Here is a 13,693-nt window from a genome sequence, read left to right as displayed (position 1 = left end):
GCCCTCCTGCCTTCAGCCAACCGCAACAACACCCTCAGGTCCTGCACGATGGCCTCGAACACCCCCGCTGCCAGCCAGCGCTGGGTTTGCTGATAAACCACTTCCCAGGGCGGTAAATCCCCCGGCATCATCCTCCACGCGGCTCCGGCACGGACTATCCAGCGCAAACCGTCGAACACGTCCCGCAGGGCATATTCCCTTTGGGGTGCGTCCTCGCGCATCAGGGTCAGGTAGGGGGCCACGAACAGCCACTCCTCGTCGCTCACGTCGCTCGGATACCGCTTTCGGCTCATCCCTCCAGCTTAGCCCTAAAGTTCATAACACCCTCTAGACCAATGGCGGCGATATAACCAAAATAGCGCTTCATGTTTTCACCTCCAGTATTGAGGATATCCCGTCAGGTTGTTGTTTTTGGAGTGTCAAAAGTCCCGCCCAGGCCTTATCTGGCAGTCTCTAGGCTTGAGGTAACCGTTTGGCCTTGCAGCTGGCCCCAGGAATAAAACATCCCCTCCCTTGCAGGAGGGGAAGCAAGCCATCGGGGCTTTGCGCTAGGCCAGACCCAGGCTGAGCTCTTGTTCTTCGAAGGCTATCTGGCCCTCCTTGAGGGTTACGAAGAGGTTGCGGCTAGGCCGGGTAAGGAGCTCGAGGGAGAGGGGGTCCTCGATTTTTTCCCGGATTAGGTTGCGCAGGATGCGGGTGCTGCCCTGCTTGGGGGCCTGCTCGACCAACCAGGAGGCCACGGCGGGGTCGAAGCGCACGGTTTTTTCGCGGGACTCGAGTTCCTTGGCGATGTCCTCGAGCATGATCCGGGCCACCTGCACCAGCTCGGGTTGGCTCAGGTTGCGGAAACGGATAACCTCATCCAGCCGGTCAAGGAACTCCGGGGTAAAGATGGCCTTCAGGGGGCTTTCGGTGTCCACTTCGCGGTTAGTGAAACCGATAGCTGGCCCCACGTTGAAGCCGGTATTGGAGGTCATGATCAAGATCACTCGGCGGAAGTCCACCGTGCGGCCCAGACCGTCGGTGAGGCGGCCTTCGTCCAGCACCTGCAAGAAGGTGTTGTAGATGTCGGGGTGAGCCTTTTCAATCTCGTCCAGCAACACCACGCTGAAGGGCTGGCGGCGCACGGCTTCGGTCAGGCGGCCCCCCTGCTCGTAGCCCACGTAGCCTGGCGGGGCCCCAATCAGCTTGGAGATGGAATGGGGCTCCTGGAACTCCGACATATCAAAGCGGATGAGCGCCCGCTCAGAGCCGAACAGCACCTCGGCCAGGGCTTTGGCCAAGTGGGTCTTGCCCACCCCAGAGGAGCCCACGAAGAGGAAGCTGGCCGAGACCCGGGTGCGCCCCCCCAGGCCAACCCGGCTGCGCCGCAAGGCGGCGGCCAGAGCAGCCACGGCTTCCTGTTGGCCGATAACCCGTTTGTTCAGCTCCTCTTCCAGCCGGAAGAGCTTGCTGTCGTCTTTATCGTCTACGTAAATCCCACCCCAACTATCCACCACGCTCTCGATATCCTCCCGGGCAACCAGGGGGGTGCCATCTTCGTCCACCGCTACTGGCAGGCCCAGGGAGTCGTTGAGGCGCACCCGGCTGGCCGCTTCGTCAATCAGATCTATGGCTTTGTCGGGGAAGTTGCGCCCAGGTAGGCTACGGATGCCGATTTTGACCGAGAGGCTCAGAATCTCGTCGGGAATGACTACCCCGTGGTGGGCCTCGTAGCGCGGGCGCAACCCCTTGAGAATTTCCAGGGTTTCCTCGGGGGTAGGCTCGAGCACAATCACTGGCTGGAAGCGGCGCTCCAGCGCAGCGTCCTTTTCGATGTAGCGGTGGTACTCGCCGGTGGTGGTCGCCCCGATTACCTGAATCTCACCGCGGCTCAGGGGAGGCTTGAGAATGTTGGCTGCGTCCAGGGTGCCCTCGGCGCCCCCTGCCCCAATCAGGGTGTGCAGCTCGTCGATAAAGGCGACCACCTTGGCGTTTTTGAGTTCTTCAATGATCTGGCGCAGGCGCTCTTCGAACTCGCCGCGGTATTTGGTGCCAGCCACCACCCCGGCCAGATCCACCGAGACGATGCGGGCCCCGCGCAGCACCGGGGGTACCCGGCCCTCCACAATGGCTTGGGCCAGGCCCTCTACGATGGCGGTTTTGCCTACCCCAGGATCGCCCACCAGCACGGGGTTATTCTTAGTGCGTCGGGCCAGAATCTGTATGACCCGGTTGATTTCCTCATTGCGGCCAATGACCGGGTCGAGCTTGCCCTCGCGGGCTTCTTTGGTTAAATCCCGCCCGTACTCGTCGAGGAAAGGTGTGGCAACGGTTTTTTCTTTGCTCTGCTCGCCGACTTGGGATAGCACCCGCCAGCGGATGGTGTCCACATCCTTGGCATAGTGGGTCATGATGCGGTAGGCGATGCCATCGCCCTCGCGGATGATGCCCAGCAGGATATGCTCGGTGCCGATGACCTGGCTGGACATGTTGCGGGCCTCGGCCCCAGCCAGCTCCATGACCCGCCGGGCGCGGGGGGTGATGGCTGGAGGCTCGCCGGTGCGGCTTCCCTCCCCACGGCCCACCAGTTCCTCGACCATCCGGCGCATGGCTTCCAGGCTTGCACCATACTCCATCAGGATGCGCGCCGCCGTGCCGCCTTCGCGCATCAGGCCCAGAAGCAGGTGCTCCGGCCCGATCATGCTATGCCCCAGCCGGCTCCCTTCCTCCCTGGCGTAGTGAAAAACCAACCTGGCGCGATCGTCGTACCTGTTCAAGCGCGAACCTCCTGGCATGTGGGACAAGTATCCATAGCGCCGCTGTCTTCCTATCCCAATAATACAGCATGCCACGTTCTTCTTAGGTGTTTGCGCCACACCTTACGTTGCCGCTTAGCGCGAACTCAGCGAAACATTAGACTTTTTAACGAAACGTGGCCAATGGCTTTGATCGCCACGCTAAGGGTTTAACCAAAACCGGCTCGCAGGGCTTGGGCGAAAAGAAAAAGCCAGGGGATTGCTTCCCTGGCTAGAAGGCTTTGGGGGTATTAGCGGAAGTACAGCCGAGGCCCAAACTCTACACCAAGCACGAACTGGCTGGTCCCGCCAGAGAACAGGAGGGCGGGCTGTAGTTCGACAAAGAAGTTGAAGTCGCGGGTGACCGGCAGCTCTACCCCAGCGCTACCGTTGATGCTGAACAGGGTACCGCCCCCAGCCACCAGGCCCAGGCCTCCACCGAAGTAGAAGTCGGGATTGCCGCTCGAGCGCAGGAAGTAGAGCAGGTCTGCCCCAATGCTGAAGACGGTGCCTCCGTTGACGCTAAGCCCCACGCCGCCGCGCAGAGCCAGGGGGCCCAGTGCATTTTCAGCCCCCATCCGGGCCTGAACACCCAGGTCAAAGCCGGGTACCAGGCTTAGGTTCCCGCTGGCCACCTCGCCGAACATCCGACCCTGGGCTAGAGCACCACTTAGAAGGACAACCAAAACAGCTACCAGAAGTTTCCGCATAGCAAACCTCCGGCAGGCAGTATAGCAGCTTTTCTATGCGGTTGTCTTAATGCTTACTTTTACAGTAAACTCCTTGCGAAAAGGAGAAAGTATGGCGCGCTGGCTAATTGTTGTGCTTTGCTTTAGCTTTGCCCTGGCCCAGGAAGCGCTCCGACCCCCGGCGGGGTGGGAGGAAATTCGCCCAGGAGGGGCGGCGGTTTGCTCGGATGGTTCGCCCTGGCGCTTTTACGTGTCTCGAGGGGCTGCCGACCGAGTCATCGTGAACTTTCAGGGTGGGGGAGCCTGCTGGGACGGAGCAACCTGCAACCCTCAGTCGCGCCTATACACCCCGCGTTTGCAGCTTCAAGACCTGCAGGCGGGGCAGGGGGTTTTCAACCGTAACAACCCCGAGAACCCCTTCCGCGACTGGACCCACGTGTTTGTGCCCTACTGCACGGCCGATTTGCACTGGGGCAACAACACCGCCCGCTATGGCGACCTGACCATCCAGCACAAAGGGGCGGTCAATGCCCGGCAGGCTGTTTTGTGGGTGTTTAACAACATCCCCAATCCGCAGAACGTGATGGTCACGGGCTGTAGTGCGGGGGGGTATGGCGCCATTATGTGGGCTCCGTACTTCATGCGCCGCTACCCCAACGCCAGCGTAGTGCAGCTAGGGGATGCCGCTTTGGGGGTAGCTCCGGCGTCCTTTTTTCCGCTGGCCTCGGCGGCCTGGGGCATCCAGGGGGCATTGCCGGCCTGGGTGAGGGGCCTCGAGCCCGGCCAGCTTGGCTCCAACGACCTCTACCAGGCATTTGCCCAGGCCCACCCCAACCGCAGCTTTGCCCAGTACAGCACCTTGCTGGACGAGGTGCAGATTTTCTTCTATGGCCTGATTGTGGGCCAGCCCCGCCCCACCCCGGAAATTGCCCAGCAGTGGGTACAGGGCGCCCTGGCCAACCTGGCCGCCATCCAGCAGGCAGCCCCCAACTTCTACAGCTACCTGGCCCCGGGCACCCAGCACTGCATCATCGGACGGCCCGAGTTTTACACCACCGAGGTCGGGGGGGTGCGCTTCGTGGACTGGGTGCGTAAGCTGGTGGCCGAGGGGAAGCCGGGCAATGTGGCCCCTCCCAGGTAGGGGAGTTTTGGGGATGGGCGGTTTCCTCAGGTCTCCTTGCCCAGCTCTTCCCACTTCGGGTTTGCCTCTATTTCTTCCAGCAGGGCTTTTTTAGGGGCGAAGCTACTGAACCATTCACGCAGGGAGGGCTCGAGGCTCACCAATAGTTTGTGCACGGTGGATTTCCTGAGCGGGGCCGCTTGCAATAGTCCACGCAGCAACGCATCGCCTTTTTCCTCCACCAGCCGGGTGGCCTCGGTGGTGAACTGTCCCTGGAACCAGAGCTGGTCGGTTAGGCTTTTGCGCTTGCGCTCGTAGCTGCCCAGGCTGGGCTCGAGGGGGGTCAGGTGGGCCAGCAGAAGGCCCCACTGCTTGGCCTTGGGGTAGAGTTCTGGCATGGTCCGCCACAAGGCCAGCAGGTAGAGGTAGTTGGCCAAAAACTCGTCTACCCAGCGGGTGCGGGTGCGGAGCCTCCAGGCCACCGCCACCGCATGGGCGTACTCGTGCCCCAGGTTGAGGTCGAGGAAGTCGCCCGGCTGGCCGGGGGGCCTGCCCGCCTTTGGCACCACGGGCACCATGGCCTCCAAGAGCCGCCAGATCAGGCGCTCGGGGTAGCGGGCCGGCAGGAACAGGTATAGCCCCTCCCGGAGGCTGGTGCGCTGGAAGGGGAAGCCGTAGGGGTGGTGGGTGCGGGCTTTCCAGTCGGCCTCGTTCAGCACCAGCAGGTGCACCGGTGGAATGGGGGCGTAGGCCACCAGCGCCTCCCGTAAGGCCAGCAGGTAGGCCTGCAAGGCCCGCCCCCGCCGCAGCGCCCCCTCCGAGGCCTGCAGGGGAATGTGGGGGTGGGGGAGGGCCTGCACGGGTTAAGCGTACCCCAGCACCGCTTTGCGCTTCTCTCCCCAGGCTAAGGCGCTGGCGATGCCCTCCTCGATGGAGTGCTGGGCTTGCCAGCCCAGAAGCTCGAGGGCCCGCTCGGCATTGGCATAGGCTCCGGCCACATCCCCGGGGCGGGGCGGGGCCTCTCGCTTGGGAATCGCCCGCCCCCAGACCCGCTCAAAGGCTGCCACCAGTTCCTTGACCGTGACCCCCTGGCCGGTACCCAGGTTAATTACGGTGTAGGTGCTTTGGGTTTTCGCCAGCACATGGTCGAACTGTTCGACCGCTTTTAAGTGGGCCAGGGCCAGGTCCCATACGTGGATGTAGTCGCGGATGCCCGAACCGTCGCGGGTGGGCCAGTCCACTCCGGTAATCACGAACTCCGGCAGCTTGCCCAGGGCCACATCCACCAGCTTGCCCAGCACGTGGCTGGGTTCGCGCACGTGGATACCCGAGCGCAGTTTGGGGTCGGCCCCGATGGGGTTGAAGTAGCGCAGGGCGATGCCGCGCAGAGGGGTGGCCCGGGAAAGGTCTTGCAGCACCATCTCCATCATGTACTTGGTGCGGGCGTAGGGCGAGTTGGGTTTGAGGGGGGCCTCCTCGGTCACCTTGAACCCTGGTACCGCGTCGTAGATGGAGGCCGAGGAACTGAACACCACCCGGGTATAGCCCAGCTCGGCCAGGTTGTGGAAGAGCTCGAGGCTCTTGCACACGTTTTCGCGGTAGTAGAGATAGGGTTTTTCCACCGACTCCGGCACCACAATCAGCGCCGCGCAGTGGATGGTGCTGTGGATGTCGGGGTGCTCTTGGAAGATGCGCTCTAAGAGGGCGCGGTCGGCGATGTCGCCCTGGTAGAAGATTTTGCCCTCGGTGAAGGCTTTGGGGCCGGTGACCAGCGAGTCGAGCAGAACGGGGGTGTGGCCGTGGTCGAGCAGGGCGTTGGCGATGGTGCTGCCGATGTAGCCAGCCCCCCCGGTGACGAGGACTTTCATAGGGCCGATTTTACCCGCAAAAGCTTTAGTATCTAGGCATGGGCGCTTTGGATGGCCTCAAGGTTCTCGATCTCTCACGTATTCTGGCCGGTCCCTTCTGCACCCAGATGCTGGCCGACTTAGGGGCAGAAGTCTGGAAGGTCGAGCCCCCCAAGGGCGACGATACCCGAAGCTGGGGCCCCCCCTTCATCGCTCCTGCACCAACCCCGCCGGGCTGGGTAGTGGCCGAGCAGGGCGAGAGTGCCTACTACCTCTCCTGTAACCGGGGCAAGCGAAGCCTGGCGGTGAACCTCAAGGAACCCAAAGGCCAGCAGATTGTGCAGGAGCTGGCGGTGCGGGCCGATGTGCTGGTGGAAAACTACAAAACCGGCGACCTGGCCCGCTATGGCCTGGACTATGCCACTTTGTCCAGGCTGAACCCCAGGCTCATCTACCTTTCCATCACCGGCTATGGCCAGACCGGCCCCAGGGCAGGGGAACCCGGCTACGACGTGGCGGTGCAGGGGCTATGCGGCATCATGTCGGTAACGGGTGAGCCAGAGGGCCCCCCTATGCGGGTGCCGGTGGCCTGGATCGACCTGATGACCGGCCTGCATGGCGCGGTTGCGGTGCTGGCGGCCTTGCAGGAGCGCGCCCGAAGCGGTCTGGGGCAGCACCTCGACCTGGCCCTGTTCGATGTGGGGTTGGCCGCCATGGTCAACCTGGCCCAGAGCTACCTGCTCACCGAAACGCTGCCCCAGAGGCTGGGCAACGCTCATCCCCAGATTGTCCCCTACGGGGCTTTTCAGGCTGCCGACGGCTGGTTCATGCTGACCATCGGCAACGACGAGCAGTACCGCCGGGTCTGCCAGGCGGTGGAATGCCCGGAACTCTGGGACGACCCCCGCTTCCAGACCAACGCGGGCCGGGTTACCCATCGGGCCGAGCTTCTGCCTCGCCTCGAGGCCCTCCTGCGCCAGCGCCCCCGGGCCTTCTGGATGGCCCGCTTGACCCAGGCGGGCGTACCGGTGACCCCGGTCAACAACCTGGCTGAGGCCTTCGCCGAACCCCAGGCCCAGGTCCGCGGCATGCGCCAGGAGGTGGCCCACCCCAGCCTGGGTATCCTCCCGCTGGTGGGCTCGCCCCTGGCCCATTTTTCCCGCACCCCGGCCCAGGTTCGCGCTCACCCCCCCTTCCTGGGGGAGCATACCGAGGCCGTGCTTACAGAGGTGCTGGGCTATACCCCGGCCCAGGTGCGGGCCTTGGCCGAGGCAGGGGTGGTCGGGTTGGGGCAGGGAAGGGGTTAAGCCTATGGGCGGAAGTAAACGGATGGGTGTTGTGTGGATTCGTTTGTGCCTCGGAGTGCTGGGCCTATGGCTGCTGCCTTCCTGTCTACCGCTATACCAGGTGCGCCAGGTAGAGGGCTTGCTGGGGCCAGTGGCGATTATCTACGACCGCTGGGGGGTGCCGCATATCCGCGCCCAACACGATATGGATGTGTTTTTCGCCCAGGGCTATGTGCACGCCCGCGACCGGCTTTTTCAGATGGAGTTGGGACGGCGGGCGGCCCAGGGCCGCTTGGCCGAGGTTTTGGGCCGTGGGGCCCTCGAGCAGGACCGCTTCTTCCGCACCTGGGGGTTTTACCGGGCGGCGCAGGCTTCGCTGCCCTACCACACCGAGTTTGCTCGCCAAGCCCTCGAGGCCTACGCTGCCGGAGTTAACCAGTTCATCCGCGAGGGGGCTTTGCCCTTGCCGTTCAGCCTGTTGGGCTTCACTCCCGAACCGTGGACGCCGGCGGATAGTCTGGCCTGGGGCAAGCTTCAGTCCTACGAGCTGGGCCAGGTTTGGCAGGACGAGATCGACAACAGCTACATCCTACGCCAGGTAGGCCCAGAGGCTTTTGAGGAGTTGCGGGGAAGCTATCCAACCGGCTGGCCCACCATTTTGCAACCGGGGGAGGCCTCGAGCCTGGGGGTAGCCCAGGCCGGTGGGTCGGCCCCGCCCACCCTACAAGAGGCCACCCTAGCCGCTATGCAGAAGGTAGCGCAGCTTTCCCGCGGTTTGGCTTTTGCCCCGTATAGCCCTGACCAGGGCTCGAACAACTGGGTGCTGAGCGGGGCCCGTACCACCACCGGCAAGCCCTTGCTGGCCAACGACCCCCATCTGCGCCTGCAAAGCCCGGCCCTGTGGTATATCGCCGACCTGCGTGGCCCCACCTTCCAGGCCATGGGGGCTACCATCCCGGGGATGCCGGGGGTGTTGTTGGGCCGCAATGACCGGGTAGCCTGGGGGGCTACCAACGTGCGCCCGGATGTGATGGATCTCTTTATCCTCGATCTCGAGGGCGACGCCTACCGTACCCCCGCTGGGCGGGTACCCTTACGGGTACGCCAGGAGGTCATCCGGGTACGGGGGGATGCGGCGGTGGTCATCCAGGTACGGGAGAGCGGGTATGGCCCTTTAATTTCCGACCTGGGGATTGCTTTTCAACGGCCTGGCCTGACCCCAGGTATGGCTATGGCTGGCCCTAACCAGGCGGTAGCGGTGCGCTGGACTGGATTAGACCCCCAGGACACCACCCTAGACGCCTACCTAGCCATGAACCGGGCCCAAAGCGTGGCGGAGTTCCGCCAGGCCCTACGCCGCTACGTGGCCCCCATGCAGAACTTTGTGTATGCCGATGTGGAAGGGAATATCGGCTACTTTGCACCGGGTTGGCTTCCTTTGCGCGACTGGGATGGGCGCTTCCCTGCCAATGCCAGCCGGGGGCAGGACTGGAGAGGGTTTGTTCCCTTCGAGCAGCTTCCCCAGGTGATCAACCCTCGCGAAGGCTTTATCTCGAGCGCCAACAATCGGGTTTTACCCCACGGCGGCCCGGATATCTCCACCTATACCACCGAGGTCTTCCGGGCCCAACGCATCCGCGAGCTGATTCTAGCTACCCCGCGGGCCAGCCTCGAGGATATGGCCACCTGGCAGGGCGATACCTACTCTCTTATCGCGCGGGAGCTGCGGCCAGGTCTGCTGGCCCTGCGCCCCCAAAGCCCGGCGGCCCAGCGTCTGCAGGAGGCGGTGCGGGACTGGGATCTCCGGGCCGAGCTGGACTCGGTGGGGGCCACGGCCTTTGCCTTTTACTACCGCGAAATTGCCAGGATGCTCGAGGATGAGCTGGGCCTGCGCTACCCTCCAGTGCCCTATACCTTTGTGCGCACCCTGCGGGAGAACGGGCGTTGGTGCAGGAATGCCGCGGCGGGTATCCAAGACTGCGCTGCGTTCATGGCCCAGGCCCTAGAGAAAGCCGGCGCTGAGCTAGAGCGCCGCCTAGGCCCCGACCCCGCCCAGTGGCGCTGGGGCAGGCTGCACCGGGCGGTTTTCAATTCGCCTTTGGGGGCCCTACCCCTGGTGGGGGGGCTGTTCAACCGCACTGTGCCTACCCCTGGCGCCATGCATACCGTGAACGTAGCCAACTACAACCAAGACACTTTCCTTCACACCAGCGGGGTTAGCTTGCGCACCCTGTTCGACCTAGCCGACCTCGACAACAGCCGCATCATCTACCCCATGGGCCAGTCGGCCGATCCCTTCAGCCCCCACTTCGACGACTTGCTGTGGCGCTGGCGCGACCGAGAGTACATTCCCCTCAGCACTCGCCCTTCCGACTGGGGGCCTTCCTGGCGCCTCGAGCTTAGACCCCAATGAAAAAAGGCCCCCTGTATGGGGGCCTTGGTCGATGAACCTCAAGACTGGTGGGCGCTACTGGGGTTTACCTTGATGCTGGGGCCCATGGTGGTTGAGAGGTAGACCGAGCGCAGGTAGGTTCCCTTGGCGCTTTCGGGCTTGGCGCTCTCCACCGCCTTGATGAAGGCCCGCAAGTTGTCGGCAATTTTCTCTGGAGCAAAGCTGGCTTTGCCGATGGGAGCGTGCACTACACCGGTCTTATCGTTGCGGAACTCGATGCGGCCCGCTTTAATTTCCCGTACAATCTCGCCGATGTTAAAGCCCACGGTACCAGCCTTGGGATTGGGCAATAAGCCCTTGGGCCCCAAGACGCGCCCCAGCTTTGAGCCTACCGCTCCCATCACATCGGGGGTGGCCACCACAGCATCGAAATCCGAGCGGCCATCCAAAATTTCCTGGATGATCTCCTCACCTGCGGCAATATCGGCCCCAGCAGCCTGGGCCTCGGCGATTTTCTCCCCTTTGGCGATGGCCAATACCCGCACAGTGCGACCCGTTCCATGGGGCAGAGCTACCGTCGAGCGCACGTTCTGGTCGGACTTTCTGGCATCAATACCTAGCTTGACGTGCACTTCTACTGTCTCATCGAAGCGGGCGCTTTTGATCTGCGGGATAAGGGCCGCTGCTTCATCAATGGAGTAGACCTTGTTCAGGTCAACTTTTTCCAGCAGCGCGCGGTAGCGCTTTCCATGCTTAGGCATTGGGCACCCCCGTTACCTCTACCCCCATGGCCCGGGCCGAGCCGGCAATCTGGCGGGCCGCAGCCTCGAGATCACTTGCGTTCATATCGGCCATTTTTTGCTTGGCGATCTGCAAGCACTGCTCCCAGGTGAGTGTACCCACCTTTTCACGGCCGGCCTTGCCGGAGCCTTTCTCAATGCCTGCTGCTTTGCGAATCAGGTAGGACGCTGGCGGGGTTTTGGTGATGAAGGTGAAGGAACGATCGGAAAAGATGGTGATCTCTACCGGCACAATGGCATCGCCCATGTTGGCGGTGGCGGCGTTGAAAGCCTTGACGAACTCCATGATGTTGGCACCGTGTTGACCTAGTGCCGGACCAACCGGGGGCGCAGGGGTGGCCTTACCCGCTGGGAGCTGCAACTTGACCACAGCAGCTATCTTCTTCATTTCGACTTCCTCCTTTGTTTTGTTCGGCTCCCACGAACTTCGTGGTTTTGTCGCCTAGGCGCTTGTGCGCCTGCTTACGGCTGATAGCGGAGGCTACCAGCAACAAGCCTTGAACCTGGGGTTCACCTAAGAGCGAACCACTTGCGAAAACTCGAGCTCTACCGGGGTCTCCCGCCCAAAAATGGAGACCAACACCTTGACCTTTTGGCGCTCTAGGTTGACCTCGCTTACCACACCGGTAAAGTCGGCGAAGGGACCTGAGACCACCCGCACCACATCGCCCTCTTTGAAGGTGACCTGGGGCTTGGGGGCCTCTTTCTTGCCGGCCAGACCCGAAACCTCCAACAGGTGCTGTACCTCGTCGGGGGTGAGGGGTACGGGGTGGGTGGCGGTGCCGACAAATCCGGTTACGCCGGGGGTGTTGCGCACCACTTCCCAGGCCTCATTGACCTCGCCGGGGGTGTCGCCCAAGTCCACCAGCACATAAATGTAACCAGGGTAGAGCTTGCGGCGCACCACTTCTTTCTTACCCCCTTCGCGGTGCTCCACCACTTCCTCGGTGGGGATCAAAACCTGGAAGATTTTGTCCTGCATACCGAGGGCCTTCACCCGTTGCTCGAGGTTCTGCTTGACCTTATCCTCGTAGCCTACGTAGGTGTGGACGGCGTACCATTCAATGCTCATAGGCGTTCCAGGGAATCACGGCAAACGCACCGTGATAAAGCGGAAGATGGCATCAATCAGCCCTAGGGCAACCATAGCCACCGCGGCGAAAACCAGAATCACCTGGGTTGATTCGATGATTTCTTGCCGGGTAGGCCAGGTCACGCGGGAAAGCTCAGCCCGGGCTTCGCGAAAGTAGTTCACAATCCGGGTGCCAATAGGGCGCCGGGTGGCGGTGTTCTGCTCTTGCGCCATACAACCCGCCTTTAGACCTTAACTTCCCGGTGGGGGAGATGCTTGTTGCACCAGGGGCAGTATTTTTTGAGCTCGAGCTTGGCCGTGGTGTTGCGCTTGTTCTTCTCGGTGGCGTAGTTGCGGCGCTTGCACCCCGTGCATTCCAGGAGCAGCTTGATTCGTACCTCGCTTGCCATACGGTTCCTCTTTCAGCCTTCGGCCCAGCCAGGTTTTGCGGCCTGGCCGGGCCAGCAAGCTACAAGCTAATAGTTTAGCACGTTACTCGATGATCTTGGACACCACGCCAGCCCCTACGGTGCGGCCTCCTTCGCGAATGGCGAAGCGCAGACCTTCCTCCATGGCGATGGGCTTGATGAGCTCCACCGTAAAGGTCACGTTATCCCCCGGCATCACCATCTCCACGCCCTCCGGGAGCTGCACCACCCCGGTCACGTCGGTGGTGCGGAAGTAGAACTGCGGCCGGTAGTTGGTGAAAAACCCGGTGTGCCGACCCCCCTCTTCCTTCTTCAGCACGTACACCGAGGCCTCGAACTTGGTGTGCGGCGTCACGCTACCGGGCTTGGCCAGCACCTGGCCCCGCTCCACATCCTCCCGGCCAATCCCCCGCAGCAACAGCCCTACGTTGTCCCCAGCAATCCCCTCGGTCAGGGTCTTGCGGTGCATCTCCACCCCGGTCACCACCGTCTTCTGGGTCTCGCGCAGGCCTACGATCTCCACCTCGTCCCCGGTCTTGATCTTGCCCCGCTCGATCCGCCCGGTGGCCACCGTACCCCGTCCGGTGATGGTAAATACGTCCTCCACCGGCATCAAAAAGGGCTTATCCACATCCCGTTGGGGCGTGGGAATGTACGAGTCAATGGCGTCCAAAAGCTCCCAGATCCGATCCACCCACTCGTTCTCCCCACGCTGGGTCTTGGGGTTGGCCATCATGTGTTCCAGCGCCTTCAGCCCAGAGCCCCGGATGATGGGGGTCTCATCCCCGGGAAACTCGTACTGGTTCAGAAGGTCGCGAATCTCCATCTCCACCAGGTCCAACAGCTCCGGGTCATCCACCATGTCCACCTTGTTCAGGAAGACCACAATGTAGGGCACCCCCACCTGCCGCGACAGCAGAATGTGCTCCCGGGTCTGGGGCATGGGACCGTCGGTCCCCGAAACCACCAGAATGGCCCCGTCCATCTGGGCCGCCCCAGTGATCATGTTCTTCACGTAGTCCGCGTGCCCCGGGCAGTCCACGTGGGAGTAGTGCCGTTTCTCCGTCTCGTACTCCACGTGGGCCGTGTTGATGGTGATCCCCCGGGCCTTCTCCTCCGGCGCCTTATCGATCTGGTCGTAGGCCTGTACCTCCACGTTAGGGTTGGCCGCCGCCGCTACGTAGGTAATCGCCGCCGTCAGGGTGGTCTTCCCGTGGTCTACGTGTCCGATGGTCCCCACGTTCACGTGGGGTTTGGTGCGCTCAAATACGCCTTTCGCCAT

Annotated in this window: 14 protein-coding genes; 3 read left to right on the top strand and 11 right to left on the bottom strand. The window is 62.6% G+C overall.

The window, feature by feature from the left end:
* The 3 genes from G552_RS0111555 to G552_RS0111540 all read right to left on the bottom strand — a co-directional run.
* Nucleotides 1-293: IS5/IS1182 family transposase (locus tag G552_RS0111555; protein WP_027883183.1), on the bottom strand; the 293-nt coding region annotated here is incomplete at its 3' end.
* Nucleotides 294-548: 255 nt separating this feature from the next.
* Nucleotides 549-2,759 carry an ATP-dependent Clp protease ATP-binding subunit gene (locus G552_RS0111550; protein ID WP_027883182.1) on the bottom strand — a complete coding sequence of 737 codons (2,211 nt, stop codon included), beginning with the start codon at nt 2,757-2,759 and terminating at the stop codon, nt 549-551.
* Nucleotides 2,760-3,028: 269 nt separating this feature from the next.
* Complete coding sequence (locus G552_RS0111540) at nt 3,029-3,487, bottom strand: hypothetical protein (RefSeq protein WP_027883181.1); 459 nt, start codon at nt 3,485-3,487, stop codon at nt 3,029-3,031.
* A 91-nt stretch (nt 3,488-3,578) separates the two neighbouring features.
* On the opposite strand from G552_RS0111540, the gene G552_RS0111535 reads away from it, so the two are divergent.
* Nucleotides 3,579-4,607, top strand: a complete 1,029-nt coding sequence (locus G552_RS0111535; RefSeq protein ID WP_027883180.1) for a pectin acetylesterase-family hydrolase — start codon at nt 3,579-3,581, stop codon at nt 4,605-4,607.
* A gap of 26 nt (nt 4,608-4,633) precedes the next feature.
* Here G552_RS0111535 and G552_RS0111530 read toward each other — a convergent pair whose 3' ends face one another.
* Nucleotides 4,634-5,446, bottom strand: coding sequence for a hypothetical protein (locus tag G552_RS0111530; RefSeq protein ID WP_027883179.1), 813 nt, complete (start codon nt 5,444-5,446; stop codon nt 4,634-4,636).
* A gap of 3 nt (nt 5,447-5,449) precedes the next feature.
* Complete coding sequence (gene galE / locus G552_RS0111525; RefSeq protein WP_027883178.1) at nt 5,450-6,454, bottom strand: UDP-glucose 4-epimerase GalE; 1,005 nt, start codon at nt 6,452-6,454, stop codon at nt 5,450-5,452.
* 38 nt (nt 6,455-6,492) lie between these two features.
* On the opposite strand from galE, the gene G552_RS0111520 reads away from it, so the two are divergent.
* Nucleotides 6,493-7,740 (top strand): CaiB/BaiF CoA transferase family protein, encoded by a 1,248-nt coding sequence (locus tag G552_RS0111520; protein ID WP_027883177.1) that lies wholly within the window; start codon nt 6,493-6,495, stop codon nt 7,738-7,740.
* Between the two features lie 31 nt (nt 7,741-7,771).
* Nucleotides 7,772-10,132 (top strand): penicillin acylase family protein, encoded by a 2,361-nt coding sequence (locus tag G552_RS0111515; RefSeq protein WP_245575188.1) that lies wholly within the window; start codon nt 7,772-7,774, stop codon nt 10,130-10,132.
* Nucleotides 10,133-10,170: 38 nt separating this feature from the next.
* Here the strand turns inward: G552_RS0111515 and rplA are convergent, their stop codons facing one another.
* The 6 genes from rplA to tuf form a co-directional block, all read right to left on the bottom strand.
* A complete protein-coding gene (gene rplA / locus G552_RS0111510; RefSeq protein ID WP_027883175.1) occupies nt 10,171-10,872 on the bottom strand; it encodes a 50S ribosomal protein L1 in 702 nt (233 codons plus the stop codon).
* A complete protein-coding gene (rplK, locus tag G552_RS0111505; RefSeq protein WP_027883174.1) occupies nt 10,865-11,299 on the bottom strand; it encodes a 50S ribosomal protein L11 in 435 nt (144 codons plus the stop codon). Before rplK ends, rplA begins: the two co-directional genes overlap by 8 nt.
* 126 nt (nt 11,300-11,425) lie before the next feature.
* Nucleotides 11,426-11,983: a transcription termination/antitermination protein NusG gene (gene nusG, locus G552_RS0111500; protein WP_027883173.1), complete on the bottom strand. Its 558-nt coding sequence runs from the start codon at nt 11,981-11,983 to the stop codon at nt 11,426-11,428.
* A gap of 15 nt (nt 11,984-11,998) precedes the next feature.
* Complete coding sequence (gene secE, locus G552_RS0111495) at nt 11,999-12,217, bottom strand: preprotein translocase subunit SecE (protein ID WP_051195789.1); 219 nt, start codon at nt 12,215-12,217, stop codon at nt 11,999-12,001.
* Between the two features lie 11 nt (nt 12,218-12,228).
* Nucleotides 12,229-12,393 carry a 50S ribosomal protein L33 gene (rpmG, locus tag G552_RS0111490; protein ID WP_027883171.1) on the bottom strand — a complete coding sequence of 55 codons (165 nt, stop codon included), beginning with the start codon at nt 12,391-12,393 and terminating at the stop codon, nt 12,229-12,231.
* An 82-nt stretch (nt 12,394-12,475) separates the two neighbouring features.
* Nucleotides 12,476-13,693: an elongation factor Tu gene (gene tuf, locus G552_RS0111485; protein WP_027881937.1), complete on the bottom strand. Its 1,218-nt coding sequence runs from the start codon at nt 13,691-13,693 to the stop codon at nt 12,476-12,478.

The sequence above is a fragment of the Meiothermus rufus DSM 22234 genome, from assembly GCF_000423425.1.
GTDB classification, from domain to species: Bacteria; Deinococcota; Deinococci; order Deinococcales; family Thermaceae; genus Meiothermus; species Meiothermus rufus.
The sequence above is the reverse complement of the archived record's forward strand: the minus strand, read 5'-3'. Positions and strand labels throughout refer to the sequence as shown.

What these genes read in the sequence shown, in the direction of transcription:
- G552_RS0111540 (WP_027883181.1), bottom strand. Translation starts at nt 3,487, where the DNA reads ATGCGGAAACTTCTGGTAGCTGTTTTGGTTGTCCTTCTAAGTGGTGCT.
- G552_RS0111535 (WP_027883180.1), top strand. Translation starts at nt 3,579, where the DNA reads ATGGCGCGCTGGCTAATTGTTGTGCTTTGCTTTAGCTTTGCCCTGGCC.
- galE (WP_027883178.1), bottom strand. Translation starts at nt 6,454, where the DNA reads ATGAAAGTCCTCGTCACCGGGGGGGCTGGCTACATCGGCAGCACCATC.
- G552_RS0111520 (WP_027883177.1), top strand. Translation starts at nt 6,493, where the DNA reads ATGGGCGCTTTGGATGGCCTCAAGGTTCTCGATCTCTCACGTATTCTG.
- rplA (WP_027883175.1), bottom strand. Translation starts at nt 10,872, where the DNA reads ATGCCTAAGCATGGAAAGCGCTACCGCGCGCTGCTGGAAAAAGTTGAC.
- rplK (WP_027883174.1), bottom strand. Translation starts at nt 11,299, where the DNA reads ATGAAGAAGATAGCTGCTGTGGTCAAGTTGCAGCTCCCAGCGGGTAAG.
- nusG (WP_027883173.1), bottom strand. Translation starts at nt 11,983, where the DNA reads ATGAGCATTGAATGGTACGCCGTCCACACCTACGTAGGCTACGAGGAT.
- secE (WP_051195789.1), bottom strand. Translation starts at nt 12,217, where the DNA reads ATGGCGCAAGAGCAGAACACCGCCACCCGGCGCCCTATTGGCACCCGG.
- rpmG (WP_027883171.1), bottom strand. Translation starts at nt 12,393, where the DNA reads ATGGCAAGCGAGGTACGAATCAAGCTGCTCCTGGAATGCACGGGGTGC.
- tuf (WP_027881937.1), bottom strand. Translation starts at nt 13,693, where the DNA reads ATGGCGAAAGGCGTATTTGAGCGCACCAAACCCCACGTGAACGTGGGG.